An 18,617-nucleotide genomic window follows, 5' to 3' on the forward strand; every position below is an offset into this window, starting at 1 on the left:
TTTAAATTTGCTTTTTGAATCTACCAAAAACAAAGTTTTGGACTGTACCAAATGGTGTATGGTGGTCTTCTCTTTGGAATTCTATGGGGATAAATTCTGGTGAAAATGTATCAGTTAACGTTTCTTCGGTGTATTGTTTGATTTCAAGACCACTACATTTTTTGGGACCATCGTTGCTGAAGGTTCCAATGATAAGTTCACCTCCTTTGTTCAATGCATTTAGTAAATTGTTTTTGTAAAAAGCGATAGACTCCGGATCAGTTAAAAAATGAAAAACGGCGCGGTCATGCCAGATCTCGTATTTTGTATTGGAATGGAATTTGGTAATGTCTGTGACAATCCACTCAATATTTTTGCTTTTATCACCTAGTCTTTGTTTGCATCGAATCAGTGCATTTTGGCTTATATCGAGAACAGAGATATTTTCATATCCTTTCTCTATCAAGTGGTCAACAAGGTTTGATTCTCCACCGCCGACATCTATCAGTTTGGAATTTTTGGGTTTGTTTGTATTATCAATCAATTGTAAGGAAAGAGAAGGAATGTTTTGGGTCCAACTCACTTCACTTGGTTGTTTCTCAGTATAAATTGTTTCCCAGTGTGATTGATTATCCATGTTGTAAACCCATCCCCTTTCTTTTTTGAAGGTAATACAAAGTAACGATAGAAACAAAAACCAAAAAAGGGATACTCACTAAGTTGAGTGATAACCAACCAATTTTATGTTCCAAATAACCTGCGCTATAGGTAGATAAAATTGCAAATGAATATACAATTGTATCATTTGTTGCTTGGATTGTGTTTTTTTCAGAAGGATGGTATTGTTCTACAAGTAAGTTTGTCCCTCCGACATACATAAAATTCCAGCCAATGCCAAGTAGAATGAGAGCCACTGCAAATGGTAAAAACTCGGTTCCTTGCAAAGCAGAAATACATTCGAGTCCCATCACAAAAACACCTAACAAAATCAAATAGGGTGCTGTCATTTTCCGAACTAAAAACCCAGAGAAAAAAGAAGGAATGTACATCCCTAAGACATGCCATTGCAATACAAGTGTGGAAGCATGCATGGCCATGGCCATGGGTTTTCATGGCAACTGGAACTGCCGTCATCAGCATTGCCATTAGACCAAAACTAAAGGCTGTGGCAAGAATTGAAACCCAAAGTCCCAAGTTTCTGATATGAAAGGACATGGGACGTGTCAGATCTCTTGGTGAAATAGGCTCCGATATATTTTCTTCTATTGTATTTCTTTTGTTAGGTGATGGTAATAAGGTAATCAAACCAAATTGTATAGATAAAGAAGTTACCAAAATCAAATAACATCCTAAAAATAAAGAAGAAGGGAAGAGGTCTTTGCCTTGTAATCCAGCAAGTGGACCAAGAAAGGCAGCTGGAATCCCTGCAATTAAAATCCAAGAAAGAGCACTTGCTCGGTCATGGGTGGGTACAGATTCCATTGCCACAAAACGAAGGTATTGGATAAACGATTGGTGGAGACCAAATAACAAGTGTGCCACGGTAAATAAAACAAAACTTTTTTCCCACATCGCATATGTTGCGAGTATGGCTCCGAAAATTCCAATGATCGTACCAAGAAGTAAACCATATTTACTCCCTTGCCATTTCATAAACTTTGAAGCTGGCACAAGTCCCATGAGTGTTCCCAAAATCACGAAGGATATTGGAAGTGAGGCAGATTCGGGAGAAGGAGCGATGGTTTGTCCAGCAAGGGCGGAGACAGCCATGATCATCACTGTACCAATTTGGAAAACAGTTTGGGTGATGGAAAAAATTCCAAGGACTTTGACTTTATTTAGGAAATGGTTCATAAATCAGATAATAGTATCCAAGTGTTTGGTTTTGTTTCACGATGTTATCGATAAAACTAATTCTATTGGATAAGTTCTGTTTATATCCCAAGTTTTGCGATGATTTCTTTTGCTTGGGATACAAAATGTATTTCTTCTTCTTTTTGGAAGGGAACAAATACATTCTGAGCAAATCGTTCGGATAAGTGAGCATATTCAATACAACCTGCGACAGTGAGTTCAGGTTTGGCTTTTCCTGGGAAAATTTTAATATCGGAACCGTTGGGCACAACAAGAGATCTGGGTGGGATTTTTTTTCCACCTCGGATCATACAACCTGCCGCAATTTGTGATCCGTCCCCAATCTCTGCATTATCGAGTACAATTGATCCAATGCCAACAAGAACTCCTTTACCAATTTTACAACCATGGATCATTACGTTATGACCAACTAACGTCCATTCTCCGATCGAGATTGGACTTGTTGAGTCCGTATGCAATGTGGAATTGTCTTGGATATTGACAAAATCACCCAATTTGATTTGGTTCATATCTGCACGGACCACTGCACCCGGCCAAATGGATACCGAAGTTCCAAATTCTATCATACCAAATGCGGTGGCATTTGGATGGATGAATGGTTTTGTAAAATGAGGAATTTCTTTGTAAGACATGGTTCAAAGTCAACCAAGACTTTGTATTTCGCAACCGATAAATGTAATGTCGTCTTGTTTTGCATGACCATCAGTGAACAAAGAGAGTTCACTTAACACTTTTGCCATTGTATGGTCCAAACTAAGTTTTAAATTTTCTTTTAGAATTTCATACAATCTGTCTTCACCAAAAAGTTCTTTTTCTTCATTAAATTGTTCAAAGATCCCATCTGTGAATAAAAATATTCGATCACCTTCTTCAATTTGATGTTCGATGAGTCGGTATTGTGTATGGTCCATAAGTCCGATGATTTTACCTGTTCTAGGCAAAAGTTTGATGTCATGAATTCGTTGGTGGATTTGATCTGGGTGGCCAGCTGATGCATAAAACAACTGTTTGTTTTTTAAATCAATATCACATACAGAACAAGTAAAAATGGTTTGGATATTGCTATATTTATTAATAAAAATTTGATTCATATGAAAAACCAAATCATCTGGATGGTCATAAATCATTTTGAGTGATTCGTATTCTGCCTTGATTGCCATTGTGATGAGTGCCGCTTGGATCCCGTGGCCTGTGGCATCGGCTACAAAAATTCGGTAATAATCGGCTTTCACTTGGGTGAGGTCGTAAAAGTCTCCACCCACTTCCGACATCGATTGGTAATAGGAATGGAAATGAATTCTTGGATCACTGGTTTTGATATCAGAGAATAATGTTTTTTGGATTTTTTTGGCAACGTTTAGATCTTTTTTGATGAGATTTAATGATTCATCTAATGTTTTTGTGCGTTCTCTTACTTTTTCTTCAAGGGTAACAAGGGCTTCAGCTTGTGTGTTTGCTTTTTCTTCTTTCAATTCGTTGATTTTGTTGGCTAGAGCAAGTGATAAAATTCCAGCCTCTAGTGTGGACCCAATTTGATTTCCATACAATGTGAATACATTGACTGGAAGAACTCCATTTTGCATCAACGTGTACATCAGGATTCCGAAGAGTAGAGTAATCCAACCAAATAAAAATAATCGAGCTTGTTTGTTTCCACTGCTATAATTCACAAGTGCCACAACTAAAACGGATACAACGAATAATTGAGCAATGAAGTTGCCAATTCGGACGGCAATGTCAATTGGAAGATAGGCATAAGGAATCAAAATATAAAACAACACAATGAACTTTAAGGATTGTAAGAGTCTATGTGACCATAAATTAAAATCTCGTAAGTTTAATGTTTGTTGGGCAAATGTCCATCCTGTGATCGCAGAACAAGTTACGATGATACTTCCAATTCGGTTATGGATTTCTGGATGATCTAACGTAAAAATTTGGTTCAAAATTCCATTTAGATACATTTGCAATAATAAATTACAAAAAATGGATATAGAATAAGTAATATAAGCTTTTTCTTTTAAAATAAAATAAATGAATAAATTGTAAATCACCATAATGAATATGGTGCCATAAAAAAAACCTAGGATTGTATTTTCTAAATTTTCCTTTAGATAAAAAGTCTCTTTGGAATAAAATCGAATCAAGTAACTTATGTTAGATGAAGATTTGGTTTCTAAGATAATCGTTTTTGTTTCACCAACGGGCCAATTGAGTTCAAATGCGATGGATTTAGAAAATGCATCCCAATGGGAATGAGCAATAAAATCTCCACCTTCTTTAATGGGCTCTAACGTCCCTTCTTCGTAAACTCTGATGAAATCTAAATGAGGGTTTCCCAAATCTAAAATGAGTTTTGGAACTGAAGTATGGTTTGTTGCTTTGATTTTTAAATATACATGTTCCGATTGGAAACCCAAACTCAAATTGTTTTTGAAAATAGGAGTCCATCGAAGTTTCGGTGAATCAATTTCAGATCCAGAATGGATCACATAATCGATTTTTTCAGGCACAAAACTTTCGTCACTGATGGACTTTTGGATCTCCCACCGGGAACAGGAAAATAAACTTCCCGATAAAATAAAGAGACAAAGGATCCGCATAAACTCGAATGATTTCCCAATAAAAATTGTGATTTGTCAAAGCAAATTTATCGTAAGGTATAACCGTTGTCTTTCGCTGCAGTTACCAAACTGTCAGAAAGTTCCTTAAATCGTTCTTGGGTAAAGGTTTTATCATAGGACATAAGTCGAAAACGATAGGTTACTGATTTTTTCCCTTCGCCAACGGATTCCCCTTGGAAGATGGTTTGCACATAAACAGATTCCAATTCAGGGATTTGTAATGTTTCTACCAAGTTCGCAAATGGTTCTGTTGGATCTGATTCGTTCATGAGTAAGGATATATCCAGTTGTCCCTGTGGGAAATGGGAAGGTGGGATGAAATGAGAATTCCTTCCATGGTTTTCCCAAATTTCGACCAATACTTCCATATTGATTTTAGCAAGGATGACCCGACGTTTTACATCATAGAGATCGCTAAACCGTGTATGTAAGATCCCAAGTTCTGCGACTTCTTTTCCATCATAGTGGAGAGCCAAACTAGCGTTTGGATGGAAATGGGAACGGTTTTGTTTGGACCATAAAAATTTTGGTAAGTTGAGATAGAAAAAAAGTTCTGAAACAGTTTCCCGTAAACGTAAGAATTCTTGTTCAATGGAAACAAGGTCCGTTGGTTTGTGTTTGGATAAGGAGAGAATGGAAAGCCAACGTTTTTCTTCCGCTAAATCCGAACCTTTCCCCTCTTTGTGATAGGTTCTCCCCAACTCAAACAAATTCACAGATTCAAAACGATCTTGGTTTAACTTTGCTTGTTTGATGAGACCTGGATACAAACTGGTACGAAGTAAGGAATGTTCTTCCGGCATTTCATTAGCGATTTTTAATGAAGATTCTGTATAAGCCACTTCCAGTTTCGCATCAGCCGAAGAAGCAAATGAATAATTGTATACTTCATTGAATCCAACTTCTAAGGCTAAAAATTGTTTTACCCTTCTTTCCAATTCACGTAGTGGGTTTCGGATTGGAGTTTCCACCGCCATGGAAAGTGCTTCCGTTCGGATGGAAGCATAGCCAATGGTCCTTCCAATTTCTTCTACAAGATCTTCTGGAATGGTAACATCATAGTTTTGTCTATATTTTGGGACAACAACTGATAAGGATTCATCCTTTGCTGTGACAGTAAAACCTAATCGTTGTAAAATGTCCGTTACTTCTTGGAGACTAATCTTTTTACCCAGTTTATGGCGTAGGAAACTTAAATTGGTATCGATTGTAACGGTTTTGGATACTGTGTGATTGAATCCTTGAGGTTCAAATACCTTAACATTTGGATTTCCATTTTCGATAAGAAGTTGTACAGCACGTTTGATCACCGGCAAACAAGTGTAAGAATCCAATCCTTTTTCATAACGAACCGCTGACTCCGTACGAATATTCGTTTTTCGGATGGTGAATCGAACATCTTCTCTTTTGAAAACGGCGGATTCCATCACGATGTCTTTTGTGGATTCCGTGACGGCTGAATCTTTTCCACCCATGACTCCAGCTAATGCGACAGGAGTATTTCCATTCTGAATGAGTAAGATGTTTTCTGGAAGTTTAGGAGAAGTATCATCTAAAAGAGCAAAACTTTCCCCTTCCTTGGATTTGGATACGGTAAAGTTTGAGGATTGTAATTTAGAACGATCGAAAAAATGAGTGGGTTGTCCAAGTTCCAATAACAAATAGTTGGAAACATCCACCACATTATTGATGGAACGGATTCCACATTTTTCCAATCGGGATTTGATTTTGGGAATTGAATTTGTGACATTTACATTTTGGATTGCACAAACATAATAGGCATGTGCATGTTCAGATTTCTCAACCGTTAAACCTTGGTTACCCGATTCCCAGTTTGTATCTGATTGGAGTGGAAAGGAATTGAGAGGGATTTGGAGTTGGCTTGCAAGTTCTCTTGCAAATCCAAAATGGTTCCAAAGGTCAGGCCTATGGGTAATGGACTTATTGTCGATGGTAAGAATGGTATCTTCCCATGAAAAGAGTTTACGAACCGAAATGCCAAGTGTTGTGTCTTTGGGAAGGATGAGTACCCCTGATGATTCTATTGCCGTGCCCAATTCTTTTTCGGAGCAATACATACCTTGCGAACGAACTCCACGAAGTTCGGAATCTAAAATTTCTTTCCCATCCAATTTAGTTCCTGGGAGTGCTAATGGAACAATATCCCCAACATTCACATTTGTGGCTGCTGTGACAATTTGGTAGTCTTTGGTCCCGTCTGTCGCTATGGTTGTTTGTAATTTTTCCGCATTCGGGTGTTTTTCTAGGGATTTGATTTTGACTGTGATAACGGATGATAGGTGGGATTTAAATTCTTCCACATCGTCTATCTCACAGATGGACGTATTAATCTTTTCCAGTACTTTTTCGAATGGAATCTGGGAGAGCGGGGTAAAATCGTTTAGCCAATCAACTGAAAGTTTCAAGTGAAATCCTTATTTGTTAAAAACGGCGGGAAAGCGAACGGGTCAATCCGAAATTCCAAGTTCTGTTTTTAGAAAATGCAGGCAGTCCTCCGAAGTCATTGGTTTGGCAAAATAAAATCCCTGGATTTGGTCCACACCACTTTCGGCAAGTAACTGTACTTGTTCCTCAGTTTCTGCTCCCTCCGCCACAACACTCAAACCCAGGTTATGTGCCAGGTTGGAAACTGCATGGATGATGGTTTTGGAATCCTTGTCGGTTGTGATTTCAGAAACAAAGGATCGGTCAATTTTTAAGGAAGAGATTGGGAGTTTTTTTAAGTATCCCAAACTACTGTAACCCGTTCCAAAATCGTCGATGGCAATTTTGGCTCCCAGTTTCCGAATCTCTTGCATCGTGCGAACTGCTGCATCTGCATTTTCCATAACCGAACTTTCTGTCAGTTCCACTTCTAAGTCATGTGGGTCCACTTTGAATAATTTTAGATTTTCAGCAATGGTTGAAATAAGCCTTTCGTGTTTGAATTGTTTGGTGGAGATATTCACTGCCATGGAAACTTCTTTTATCCCTTCGTCTTTCCACATACGCATGGTTTTGATGGCAGACTTAATCACCCATTCTCCAATTGCTAGGATCATACCGGTTTCTTCTGAAATTGGAATGAATACATTTGGTGAAATAAGGCCTCTTTCTGGATGGCGCCAGCGGATGAGAGCTTCCACACCCACTGGCTTTCTTGTATACAAATCAATTTTAGGTTGGTACATCAAAGTGAACTGGTTTTCGATGATGGCGATCCGCATCCTGTTTTCAATTTCCAATCGTTCGGCAACCACGGTTTGGAGTTCTTCAGTGAAAAACACATAACAGTTTTTGCCTTGAGACTTGGCTAAATTGAGAGCACTATCTGCGTTTTTGAGCAGTGTATTGGAATCTTTTCCGTCTGTTGGGTATAAGGCGATTCCAATCGAGATATTCACAAAAATCCTTTCTCCATCGATGACAAAGGGATGTGTCATTGCATCTAAAATGGATTCAGAAATAACGGCCGCATCTCTTTCATTTGATAAGTCTGGTAATACAACCGTAAATTCATCTCCCCCTTGCCGGCTGATGAGATCATACACTCGGATGCTTTCGCGTATGCGATATGCCACAAGTTTGATGATTTTATCTCCAAAATCATGGCCACGGGAATCATTGATGATTTTAAAATTATCCAAATCAATCGCAAGGATCCCCACCAAATTTCCATGACGCCTTGCTTCTTCAAAAATAGGAAACAGTTTGTCGATGAGAGAGTTCCGGTTCGGGAGGTTTGTGAGTTGGTCAAAAAATGCCATATAGGCAATTTTTTCTTCCGCATGCCTTCTTTGGGTGATATCAAGAAAGGCAACCGCTAGGCCAAAGTTTTCAATGGGAATGGGTGTTGCTAAAATATCAAACCAAGTGATTTTGTCTTCTTTGATCATTCCAATTTCCAAATTCCGAATCACTTCTTTGTGCCGAAGGGCCCGCATCAAACTGGATTTACGTGGGTAAATTTTGGTTCCATTGGGTTGGATGAGAGTGTACTTCCGAATGTTTAATGTGCGGTTGAGAAGTTCTCCATCTTGGATGTCGAAATAAGTCCTTGCCGTTTTATTGGTTTCAATGATTTTTCCTTTTTCATCGGTGATGGCGATCCCCATGGGAAGGTTATCAAAGATAGACTTGTACTTCTGTTGTTGTAATAAAAATTCAAAGGAAATGTCTTTTTGGATCGTAACATCTCGGTCAAAACCCAAAATGATTTTGGATTCACGAAGTGGGATCAGTAACCAAATGATCCATACCTCTTCTTTGGATTTGGTCACAAGGCGATTTTCGAAATTCACAATATTCGGATTTTCACCCAAACTATTAAATGTGTTTTCTGTGTTTTCTTTATCGTCCTCTTGAGTGAATTTAAGGATGGATTGACCCACCAAATCTTTAGGCTCAAATTCCAAAAACCGAGCAAACCGATCTGTGACAGAAATAAAATGCCCCTCCCAATCCAAAACTTGGAAACTGTTTGGGTATTCGGTCAGTAAAGATTTAACAGTGAGACCAGAGAGAATTTTACTGCCTAAAGGCTCATTTCGCATGTATTTCTTTGCCTAAATAATAGACCGCTTCGATGGATCCAGGAAATTGGAACCCTTCGAATGGCGACCATCCGGACTTACTTTTAATCATGGATTTTTTAAATTCAACTGGTTTTTTTAAATTTAGGATAGAAAAATTTGCCGCATAACCTTCGTTAATAAATCCAACCCCTTTTCCAAATGATTTTGGTAAATAAGGTGCTACAAACTCACCGGGATTTTTAGAACAAATTTTGGCAATGAGTGTCAAGGGAATGTTTAATTTTAATATCATATATGTGACAAAAAGTCCATATGTATCCAATTGTGAGATGCCACTTGTACCTTTTTGTTTTTCTTCGATAGAATGTGGTGCATGATCGGTCGCTAAATAATCAATATGCCCATCAAGTATGCCTTTTACCATCGCTTCTCGATCTTCACGTCCACGAAGCGGAGGGTTCATTTGGAACCATTTGTGATTGGTTTCCGTTAACATATCGGTATCAAACATCAAATGGGTTGGAGTCACTTCACATGTGACCTTCACACCTCGCTGTTTAGCCGCAATGATCTTGGAAAGACCGTCTTTTGTTGAATAATGACAAAGTTTCCCTTTGAGGTTGTACTTCTCAATGAGATATAACGCAAAATCTGTGGCGACAGTTTCTGCTTCTTTGGGACGCCTTGTTTCATGTGTGGGTTGGTCTTTGTTGGCGATGAGGATTTCAGGGTCTTCGCAATGGAAACTCACATCTTGGCCTTGGTAGTGTTTGATCACTTCTTCGAGTGACGGGTTATCGTGGAAAAAAAGTTCTCCAATGGAAGGGCCCATAAATACTTTATAAGGAACTTTTTTGGATAGAGGTTTTGTATGAGGTCCAATTCCTGCATAGAGAGTGATATGGATAGGAGCTTTTTCGGTAAGCGCTTGTTTTGCGGTATAAGTTTCGTCATCAATTGGTGGAACTGGATTGTTTGGCATATCTGCCACATGGATCACACCTCCATTGATGGCAGCTGCACTTGCCGATAAAAAATCTTCTTTATAAGTGTGTTTGCCCGTCACATCTTCTCTTGCATGGATGTGGATGTCTCCAAACCCAGGAAATATCACACAATCTTCGGAGTATTGGCGTGCATTTGGATCCAAACCTTCCTTCACATTTGTGATGAGCCCAGTTGTGACATCAAATTCGACCGTTCCCAAAAATTCTCGTTCGTGAGTGACAATCCTACCTGCAATTTTTTCCATAATGACCCTTTGAATCAGCAGATTCTAATAGGGAAGGAAAGTTTCAAGGGAATTTACTGTAAATTCTCATCAGTGATTTGAATGGATCTATTCAATTATGGAACGAAAATCTCAAATCGACAATTGTTGATTGGTCGAAGTGATTCTGTTTTGTTTAGTCCCACTTAGCCAAAATTTCAATGATATCATTGCCAAATCGTTCCACTTTCGCAGGGCCAACACCTTTCGTGGCTTCCAGTTCGGATAAGTTTTTGGGTTTTCGTTCCGCAATCCGTTTGAGAACAGGATTTTGGAACACCATAAACTTTTTCCATTTGAGTTGCCTTGCTTTACGATCGCGGTAATTCATCAGTTCTCGTAAGATTTGCGAATGTAAGGTAGGAACTTTTTTTGGTTTCGTATTTTTACTTTCCACATCATTTGTGTTAGATGATGAGCCGAGTTTTACTTTGGTTTTGGAAAAATTGGGTAAATACAATTTAGGGTACTTTGCCCCCGCCACCAAAACTTTTTTTTCTTCCACCCATGTTTCTAATTTGGCAACCACTGCTTCTTCTGGGATCCCTTCCAACTTTCCATGGAATGGATTACGTTCCATACGGTAACGTAGGACATCTTTGGTACGTTTGCCTACTAGGGTTTTTGCAATGATGTTTTTGCCAAAGACAGCAGGGTGTTCTTTCAAAAAGTTTTGGATGGTTTCTTCTTCCCAGTCGGAAAGTGGGTATTCCCGCTTTTCATTTTTTTTCTGGAGTTTTACTTTTTCTGATTCTAAAAACTTCGAACGGTTAACACTGACACCTGTCTCTGTGCAAATATCGCAGGTTCCACAGGGAGGAATGGTTTCCCCGAAATAGGAACAAAGTTGCACTTGCCTACAAACTTCATGGTTAGCATACTCTTTGATGTATTTGAGTAAAGTATCTCCACCTTTGAAGTTTGTCTCTTTTGACAACATAAACACTTGCGTGGCAACATCACCAGCTTTGTAAAATAATACACATTCAGATGGTAAGTTGTCTCGGCCTGCACGACCAGCCTCTTGGTAATATGCTTCGAGAGAGGCAGGGACTTGGTAATGCACCACCAAACGAACGTCAGGTTGGTCCATTCCCATCCCAAAAGCATTGGTGGCAACTAGGATCGGTACTTTTCCTGAGGTATATGCGTTTTGAGTGCGTTCTCGGATTCCGTCTGTGCGTCCAGCATGGTATTTCCCAACGGAAAACCCAAAGTCTTTCAAAAGATCGTACACTTCGTCCGTTTTTTTTCGCGTGGCACAGTAAACAATGGCTCTTCCAGGAAACTTCCTGCCATCTTTCCATGGTTCCAGTAGTTCCATGAGTCTGTCTGCTTTGTCTCGTTCTTGGTTTGGGTATTCCACACTGAATTTGAGATTTGGTCGGAAAAAAGTGGAGAGCACCACTTTTGGCGAACGCATCCCAAGGGAGGCTTGGACATCTGTTTGTACTTTTTCAGTGGCTGTGGCAGTGAGTGCTAAGATAGGAAATTTTGGATTCGGATGCCGTTCTCGCAAAATATGGATTTGGCGGTATTCAGGCCTGAAATCATGACCCCATTGTGAGACACAATGGGCTTCATCCACAACAAGGGAAAATAAATCCATCTCACGAAAGATCCTTAAAAAACCATTTGATAATGCCCTTTCTGGGGAAACCAGTAAAACCCTTAGTTCCCCACGAACTGCTCTTGCGAGGATGGTCATTTGTTCCACTTCGTCTTGTGTGGAATTACAAAATGCAGCAGGGATTCCTTTGGAAAGTAAACTCTCTGTTTGGTCTTTCATAAGAGCAATGAGAGGTGATATAACAAGCGTTAGTTTTGTTTTTTGTATGGCCGCCGGTAGTTGGTAGATGAGAGACTTGCCGGCTCCAGTAGGTAAAATTGCAAGTGTGTCCTTGCCCAAAAGAACGGATTCAATTGCTTCCCTTTGTCCAAGGCGAAATTCTGAAAAACCGAATTTGGTTTTGAGTTCCGAAAGTAGATCCAAGCTAACTATAAGATTTTTGGGAAACAGGAACGGGTCAATGATAAGATTCTCCCTTTTTGCCTCATTTTTGAATTTTACAGAATCTGCTAACCTTGAAATTGTAACGAAGACCGATGCTTTTTAACACTTTTGTCTTTTTATTGTTCTTTCTTATCGTGTATTCGGTTTTCTTGTGTTTTGGTTGGTTTGCCAAAAAAGAGAAATGGGCTTACCGCGCGCAAAACCTTTGGTTACTCTTTGCTTCCTATGTTTTTTACGGTTGGTGGGAATGGTTTTTTCTCTTCTTAATTCTCATTAGTACCACCATCGATTACGTCGCAGCCAATCTCATCGAATCTTCAAACCACCAAGGGCAAAGGAAACTTTACCTATCAGTTTCCATTTTTGCCAATTTGGGCCTTCTTTTCACCATGAAGTACTATGATTTTTTTGCTGTGAACCTCATTGATTCCTGGAACCAAATTGCCATTTGGCTTGGAGGGAGTGCTGCCACAGATTCGAGTACCTATCTTTTGAAAAACATAGTCCTTCCTGTTGGGATTAGTTTTTACACCTTCCAAACCATGTCGTATACGATTGATGTGTACAGAAAACAAATCCCTGCTGAAAAAGATTTTTTTGATTTTGCATTGTTTGTGAATTTTTTCCCACAACTGGTGGCAGGTCCGATCGAACGGGCACAAGATTTACTCCCTCAGCTAAAACAACCGAAGTTCCCAACATTGGATGGAGTCCAAAAGGGTTTGTACGATATCTTACTTGGATACTTTATGAAAGTCTATGTAGCTGACAATTTGGCTACGTATGTAGACCAGGTATTTTTTGCTGCCAAATCCATATACACCCAAAATCCAGAGATCATCCACTCCATCGACGGCTCACAAGTGTTTGCTGGAGGATTTTTATTTTTAACTCAAATTTATTGTGACTTTGCTGGGTATTCTTTCATTGCACTTGGAATTTCTAGATTACTAGGGGTGACCCTCACAGTGAATTTTGAAACTCCAGAATTTTCGAAAACCCCCACAGAATTTTGGAACCGTTGGCATGTAACATTGAATCGGTGGTTTCGCGATTATATTTATATCTCTCTTGGAGGGAGTAAGTATGGGAAATTTGCTCAATACCGAAATTTATGTATCATCTTTTTTCTCTCTGGGCTTTGGCATGGAGCCAACTGGACATTCATTACTTGGGGATGTTTGCAAGGTGTCTACACTTTGATTTACCTTGTTGCCTTTTCCAAAAAGAAGGAAGATTTAGGTGATCAAACGATCGAAACTTCCCGAACCATTTCCACTACAGTTTCCCAAATTCTTACGGGAACGTTTAGCCGAGTTTTGGTATTCTCACTCGTTGCTTTTAGTGCCGTTGCATTTCGTTCCTATGATGCCAATATGATGTTTGTATACTTAAAAAAATTCTTAAGTGTTTGGACATGGGACCTTTCTCCCAATAGTAATGTGAAAAATATGTTTGGACTGTGGGAAGAATACTTTAAAATTTTTTTTCCACTCCTCATCATCGATGGCATCACCTATTTCAAAAAAGAAAGGTATTGGATCTTTTTAACACATCCAATCATCCAAGCTTTTGTATTATCGTTTATGGCATTTCTCATCCTCACAAGAGGAGTTTTTGGAAAAGAGGTAATTTACTTTGCGTTCTAAATTCTTAGGCATTGGTTTGGCCCTTTTGTTTTTTTTGGTTTTGGAAATCACAGTTCGTGTGACAGGAATCCATTATTTAGAACAACCTGAAATCTTTTTTGTAAACTTAAAGAAAAACTTTGTAGAATCTGGCAAAGGTGATGCCGACATCATCGTGTTAGGTGATTCTAGGTCCATGGCTCTTTCCGGTTATGCCAAAGATGAAAAAACAGAATACTCTGTTTACAACCATAGTTTGCCTGCCATGGGCCCAAGGTACTACCGATTTTTTTTGGATAAATACCTAAAGAAAGGGAACAAAAAACCCAAAATGGTTCTCTTTGCCGCCTCGCCGAAGTTATACGCAACAGGTTATGGCCCACCATTGTATGATCCAGATGCGAAAGTGGTATCAAACAATGAATCCATTTCTGCCTATATCAACCGACGATGGAACGAAGGGTTTGAAAAAAACTTTTTTCGAACTCCCACAAAATCGAATGTCATTAGTTACAGTGGCAAACAAGAAGACATGAACCAAATCCTTTGGGAATTCTTTGGCCACAGATACCTCCACCAATTTACATTTTCGGAACTTTCTGAAAATTATTCTGGAGTGGAACGCCTTTTCATTTTATCAAAAGCAGCCCCGTTACTCTATGAATCCTATCGGTTTCATGGTGCTATCCGAAATGCGTTAAGCCTCTCCAATTGGAAGGTAGACAAACAATACAAAGAAAAATCCTTCTTTTGTGAATCCTGTGAAAACATCGAAGCAGGGCTTTGTAAACCATCCCCCTCCCAACTCGAAGACAATTTAACCATCGAAGACCAAATCAATCGTCATTTCGGTAAATATAATATTTCCAACCGATTGAAACCCGAACTAGTTGTTTTTTCCAAAGCCCTTGTGCAAAAAGAATTGGCAGAGGAACTCAAAAATCCAACCCCATTCATCTACCAAAAACCTGACTTTCAAGTATTAAAAGACTTAATCGAATTCACTAAAAAAGAAGGAATCCCTTTTGGACTTGTGTACATGCCATGGTTGAAAGAAAGACAAGAAACCAAGGAATCACTTGCCCTTCTTTCTGATCTAAAAGAATTTTTTTCCCAAAATCCTGAGGCAAAACTCTTTTTCTTTCCTGAATCTTCCTACCCTTCCGAGCGATTTGTAGATAATATCCATTACGATTGCCGAGGAGAAAAACGGGTAAACGCCGAATTTCGGGAATTTGTGCTGCCACAAGTCTTTCGTTTTTTGTCATCTAAACAAAAATCCAATTGATTTCCGATTTCTAGTGTTGGAGAATGAGGCACTCCATTCGGATAAGAGGAAACCCAATCATGTTTTCGTTACGAAACATATTTGTTTGTATTCTATCTGCCTATCTCATCGGTTTACCGGTGTTTGCGCAGAACCGTTATGCGTTGTTCATAGGAACGAACTACAAAGGGAATAAGGCAAAAATCCCTGAGTTGAATCTCTGTGAAGCCGATGCGAATTTTTTAAAAGAGAAAATCCAAAAAAAAGGAAACTTTAAGGATATCAAAGTTCTGTTAGGTTCCATGGTGACTCGTGAGAACGTGAAAAATGCAATCAGCCAACTTGGGAAAGTAGTTGGGAAAGAAGATTCTGTATTTTTGTACTTCTCTGGCCACGGGATGTACATGAAAGATGCGAAGGCAAAAAATGGAATGCGTAACTATCTCATCTGTTACGATCGCCCGCACATTTCGGATGAAGAACTCAATGAATTTTTAACGGAAATCAAATCACCCAAAACGGTTCTTGTGATGGACTGTTGTTATTCTGGTGGGATTGCCAAAAAGGGAAAAAACACACGTGGTGCCGCAGAGATCCCGATTGCCCAAGGCAATGATGGGGTAGTCCGCCAAAATGCTGAGGATTATTTTTTCCAAGACAAGGCTGTGATTTCTTCTTCTGATGATGACCAAACTTCCATCGAAGTGGGTGGTACCATCAACCATGGAATCTTCACTTACAATTTTGGGAATGCCTTAGAAAAAGCCGACCTCAACAAAGATAGCGTAGTCACCGCACTCGAAGCGTTTTTTGTGGCAAAAGAAGAAACGATTAAAATGGCACGTCAGTTCAGCCATGAACAGACCCCACAGGTTTCTGGAAATGCTGCTGGTATCTTTTTAACAGGATCACCCACTCCGCAAACCCCTCCACCGAAACCTCCCAATGTAGTGGTGAACGTTCCCATCACTCCAGTGGAGACCACCACTCCAAACAACCAAACAACAACCACTCCGGTGTCACCAGAACCAGTACCGGCTCCAGCCAATGAAACGACGGTTGTCATCCCTCCTATCATCGAAGTGGAACCTCCTGCTCCTCCGTCTGTATCGACAGGGAACATCCTCATCCGCACTTCCATCATCAAAGACAAAACCTATGGGGGAGCGGCCACAAAGTCACCTTACGACCTCCTCAACAAACAAGGGAAACTGAAGTCGTCCCAACCGGAAGAAAAGGTGAGGGCGATCAAAGTCCTTGTGGATGACCAAGAATACAAGGCCCAAGTCACAACGGAAAAATCCAAAATTTGGGGCTCGATCACGCGGAATGGAACTTTAATCCCAGGTGATATTTACAATGTAAAAATTGACAATTTGCCTGCTGGGGTCCACCAAATCGAAGTTCGTGCCGACAACTACCCGATTTACAAAACGGCAACGGCTGTGATTCCGAAACAAACCGTGACAGTCGATGCAATGAGTTCCATGGATGGATTTGGTGCGATCCGAGGCCGTGTGTTCTTCAAAACCTTGGACAACCCAATCGAAAAACACCCCATCTATATGCCAACGGTTGTGTCTACAAACCAAATCTTTAAAGTCACAACGGACAAAGATGGATACTTTTGGTTCACCAACCTAAAACCAGGTAAGTATGAAATCAGAGCTAGTTTTATGGAAGAAATGAAACTCGAAAACTCGGAGATCGTCGTGAAACCCGGCGAAGTGACGACGGTTGAGATCATCCTCAATAAAAAATTGAGTTATACCAAAACCAAATACTGACCAAAAGGTTTCTGTTCCGATCCACACCCAAAGAGAACTGGTTGGGTGATGGATTTAGAAAAGGCCCTCGTGAAGAGGGTTTTTTTTTGTCCTGATGTTTGCTGAATTCCTTTTTTACGGCACTCAAATGCAGTTTTATGCGAAAAAGAGTGCCGTGATTCGCGAAGGGACTCTGTTTTCTGCACCGGAAACCAAGGGTTCTCACCTCAAAAACCGTGTCATACAGCCGAAAACAGGCCCAAATGATTAATTTTAATCCAATAAAGATTAAAATTAATCCAAAATGAAAGAAATTTCTTGTTTTTGGTCGAAAACGAAGTTTTTTTCCTCTTTTTACGATTGAATTTAATCCCCTTTTTTAGAACTCTATAGTCATATAAGAAAAAGGGGATCGGAAAAAGAGGTTCCCAGATCTAGAGAGGATCACATGAAAACAACAAAAATAATCGCAACAGGGATCTTGGCAATGGGACTTGCAACTGCAAACCTACATGCTTTGGACACAAACGAGAGATTAGAGCTTTTGGAAACTGCTATGATTGAGCAAGCTAGCACTCCAGCGCAAAAGTCTGCTGTTTCTGAATACCTAGCGAACGTTGCCAAAGAAAAAACAGAGTTGGCTCAAGCACTCCGTGAGAGAGCTGGGGCACCTCGTGGTGGTAAAATTCTTAGCCAAATGAACGAGAAGAAGGAACTCCTTCGCCGTGCAGATGCTCTTGAAAAAGAAGCTAAGAAATACAAAAACGTGTCTATGGACCTTCGCACAGATTCCAAGCAAGTAGCACAAAACTAAGCCACTCAAATTCAATTTGAGTTTAGCGAGAAAGGTCAGGTTCGCCTGGCCTTTTTTTATGCCCTTTTGATAAATGCTTTCCAAACAACCTAACTATGTGACATAATCAATATATGGTTGACACCCCCCAAGAAATCAAAGAAAAACGATTTGGGCGTGTGGTACCGATCCTTTTAGTCCTTTCCGGGCTTTTGGCTCTCGGATTACTCTTCCGTTGGGGAAGGCCAGTGAAACCTGTGGAACGTTTGCAGTGGGAAGGTTTACAATACCTGACTCCACCAGATGTTTTGACATTTATCGGTGCGGATGGTTTATCACCAAACACGAATGAGTGGAAGGATTGGGAAAAAAAAATTTCCAATCACCCAAGGATCAAAAAAGTTCGAATCACAAGAGATCCAGATGGATTTTTATTGATTCATATAGAGGAGAAAGTCGCAGAATTTGTCATACATGTAGGTAGTTCTCTTTATGAAGTGGATGAAACATTAGAAATTTTATCCAAAGACGCAGTTTTGAATACTCACTTAATCGTGATTAGTGGACCGTTTTCAATTGGGGAACAAAAACTGGAAGGCAGACAAATTTTTGATGTCACCAAAGAAATGCGATATGCCCTTTCCCTTTACCCAGCACTTTCCACAAGAATTTCTGAACTTGTCGCAGAACGTGACGGTAATTATACTATGTACTTAAAATCACCAAAACCCATGAAAGTGTTTTTGGGTGATAAATTAGAACTCAATTTATTTCGTAAATTATACGCCTCACTTGCGTATATGGAAGCAGAGTCCATCAAAGCCGTTTCTATTGATTTAAGGGGAGAAGACGCAGTTTACCATTAA

The 18,617-nt window shown here is 39.7% G+C and carries 13 protein-coding genes and 1 pseudogene; 6 read left to right on the forward strand and 8 right to left on the reverse strand.

What is annotated here, in order from left to right; translation table 11 throughout:
* Position 1: 1 nt before the first annotated feature.
* The 8 genes and pseudogenes from LEP1GSC202_RS07115 to LEP1GSC202_RS07150 all read right to left on the reverse strand — a co-directional run bounded on the left by LEP1GSC202_RS07115 (position 2) and on the right by LEP1GSC202_RS07150 (position 12,276).
* The gene (locus LEP1GSC202_RS07115; RefSeq protein WP_015677011.1) at positions 2-616 is read right to left on the reverse strand and encodes a class I SAM-dependent methyltransferase; all 615 of its coding nucleotides are present in this window, start codon (positions 614-616) and stop codon (positions 2-4) included.
* Positions 609-1,833 (reverse strand): annotated as a pseudogene (locus LEP1GSC202_RS20480) (MFS transporter). The gene LEP1GSC202_RS07115 and the pseudogene LEP1GSC202_RS20480 overlap by 8 nt, the downstream one beginning before the upstream one ends.
* 80 nt (positions 1,834-1,913) lie before the next feature.
* The gene (locus LEP1GSC202_RS07125; RefSeq protein WP_015676473.1) at positions 1,914-2,486 is read right to left on the reverse strand and encodes a gamma carbonic anhydrase family protein; all 573 of its coding nucleotides are present in this window, start codon (positions 2,484-2,486) and stop codon (positions 1,914-1,916) included.
* Positions 2,487-2,495: 9 nt separating this feature from the next.
* On the reverse strand, positions 2,496-4,457 hold the full coding sequence (locus LEP1GSC202_RS07130) for a 7TM diverse intracellular signaling domain-containing protein (protein WP_015677535.1): 1,962 nt from the start codon (positions 4,455-4,457) through the stop codon (positions 2,496-2,498).
* 47 nt (positions 4,458-4,504) lie between these two features.
* Positions 4,505-6,904, reverse strand: coding sequence for a phenylalanine--tRNA ligase subunit beta (pheT, locus tag LEP1GSC202_RS07135; RefSeq protein ID WP_015676352.1), 2,400 nt, complete (start codon positions 6,902-6,904; stop codon positions 4,505-4,507).
* Positions 6,905-6,946: 42 nt separating this feature from the next.
* Positions 6,947-9,031: a bifunctional diguanylate cyclase/phosphodiesterase gene (locus LEP1GSC202_RS07140; protein ID WP_015677402.1), complete on the reverse strand. Its 2,085-nt coding sequence runs from the start codon at positions 9,029-9,031 to the stop codon at positions 6,947-6,949.
* Positions 9,021-10,268, reverse strand: coding sequence for an amidohydrolase family protein (locus tag LEP1GSC202_RS07145; RefSeq protein WP_208597399.1), 1,248 nt, complete (start codon positions 10,266-10,268; stop codon positions 9,021-9,023). Before LEP1GSC202_RS07145 ends, LEP1GSC202_RS07140 begins: the two co-directional genes overlap by 11 nt.
* Positions 10,269-10,419: 151 nt before the next feature.
* Complete coding sequence (locus tag LEP1GSC202_RS07150; RefSeq protein ID WP_015677439.1) at positions 10,420-12,276, reverse strand: RecQ family ATP-dependent DNA helicase; 1,857 nt, start codon at positions 12,274-12,276, stop codon at positions 10,420-10,422.
* A gap of 113 nt (positions 12,277-12,389) precedes the next feature.
* Between LEP1GSC202_RS07150 and LEP1GSC202_RS07155 the strand changes: the two genes are divergently transcribed.
* The 6 genes from LEP1GSC202_RS07155 to LEP1GSC202_RS07175 all read left to right on the forward strand — a co-directional run bounded on the left by LEP1GSC202_RS07155 (position 12,390) and on the right by LEP1GSC202_RS07175 (position 18,617).
* A complete protein-coding gene (locus LEP1GSC202_RS07155; protein ID WP_015676688.1) occupies positions 12,390-13,946 on the forward strand; it encodes an MBOAT family O-acyltransferase in 1,557 nt (518 codons plus the stop codon).
* Positions 13,936-15,213: a DUF1574 family protein gene (locus tag LEP1GSC202_RS07160; protein ID WP_039928326.1), complete on the forward strand. Its 1,278-nt coding sequence runs from the start codon at positions 13,936-13,938 to the stop codon at positions 15,211-15,213. Before LEP1GSC202_RS07155 ends, LEP1GSC202_RS07160 begins: the two co-directional genes overlap by 11 nt.
* Before the next feature lie 56 nt (positions 15,214-15,269).
* Complete coding sequence (locus tag LEP1GSC202_RS07165; RefSeq protein ID WP_425256019.1) at positions 15,270-16,979, forward strand: caspase family protein; 1,710 nt, start codon at positions 15,270-15,272, stop codon at positions 16,977-16,979.
* Between the two features lie 127 nt (positions 16,980-17,106).
* Positions 17,107-17,229, forward strand: a complete 123-nt coding sequence (locus LEP1GSC202_RS20370) for a hypothetical protein (protein WP_279615297.1) — start codon at positions 17,107-17,109, stop codon at positions 17,227-17,229.
* A 177-nt stretch (positions 17,230-17,406) separates the two neighbouring features.
* Positions 17,407-17,772, forward strand: a complete 366-nt coding sequence (locus LEP1GSC202_RS07170) for an LIC_10421 family protein (RefSeq protein ID WP_015676882.1) — start codon at positions 17,407-17,409, stop codon at positions 17,770-17,772.
* Positions 17,773-17,885: 113 nt separating this feature from the next.
* A complete protein-coding gene (locus tag LEP1GSC202_RS07175) occupies positions 17,886-18,617 on the forward strand; it encodes a cell division protein FtsQ/DivIB (RefSeq protein WP_015676479.1) in 732 nt (243 codons plus the stop codon).

Source organism: Leptospira yanagawae serovar Saopaulo str. Sao Paulo = ATCC 700523 (assembly GCF_000332475.2).
In the GTDB taxonomy this organism is placed as follows: domain Bacteria; phylum Spirochaetota; class Leptospiria; order Leptospirales; family Leptospiraceae; genus Leptospira_A; species Leptospira_A yanagawae.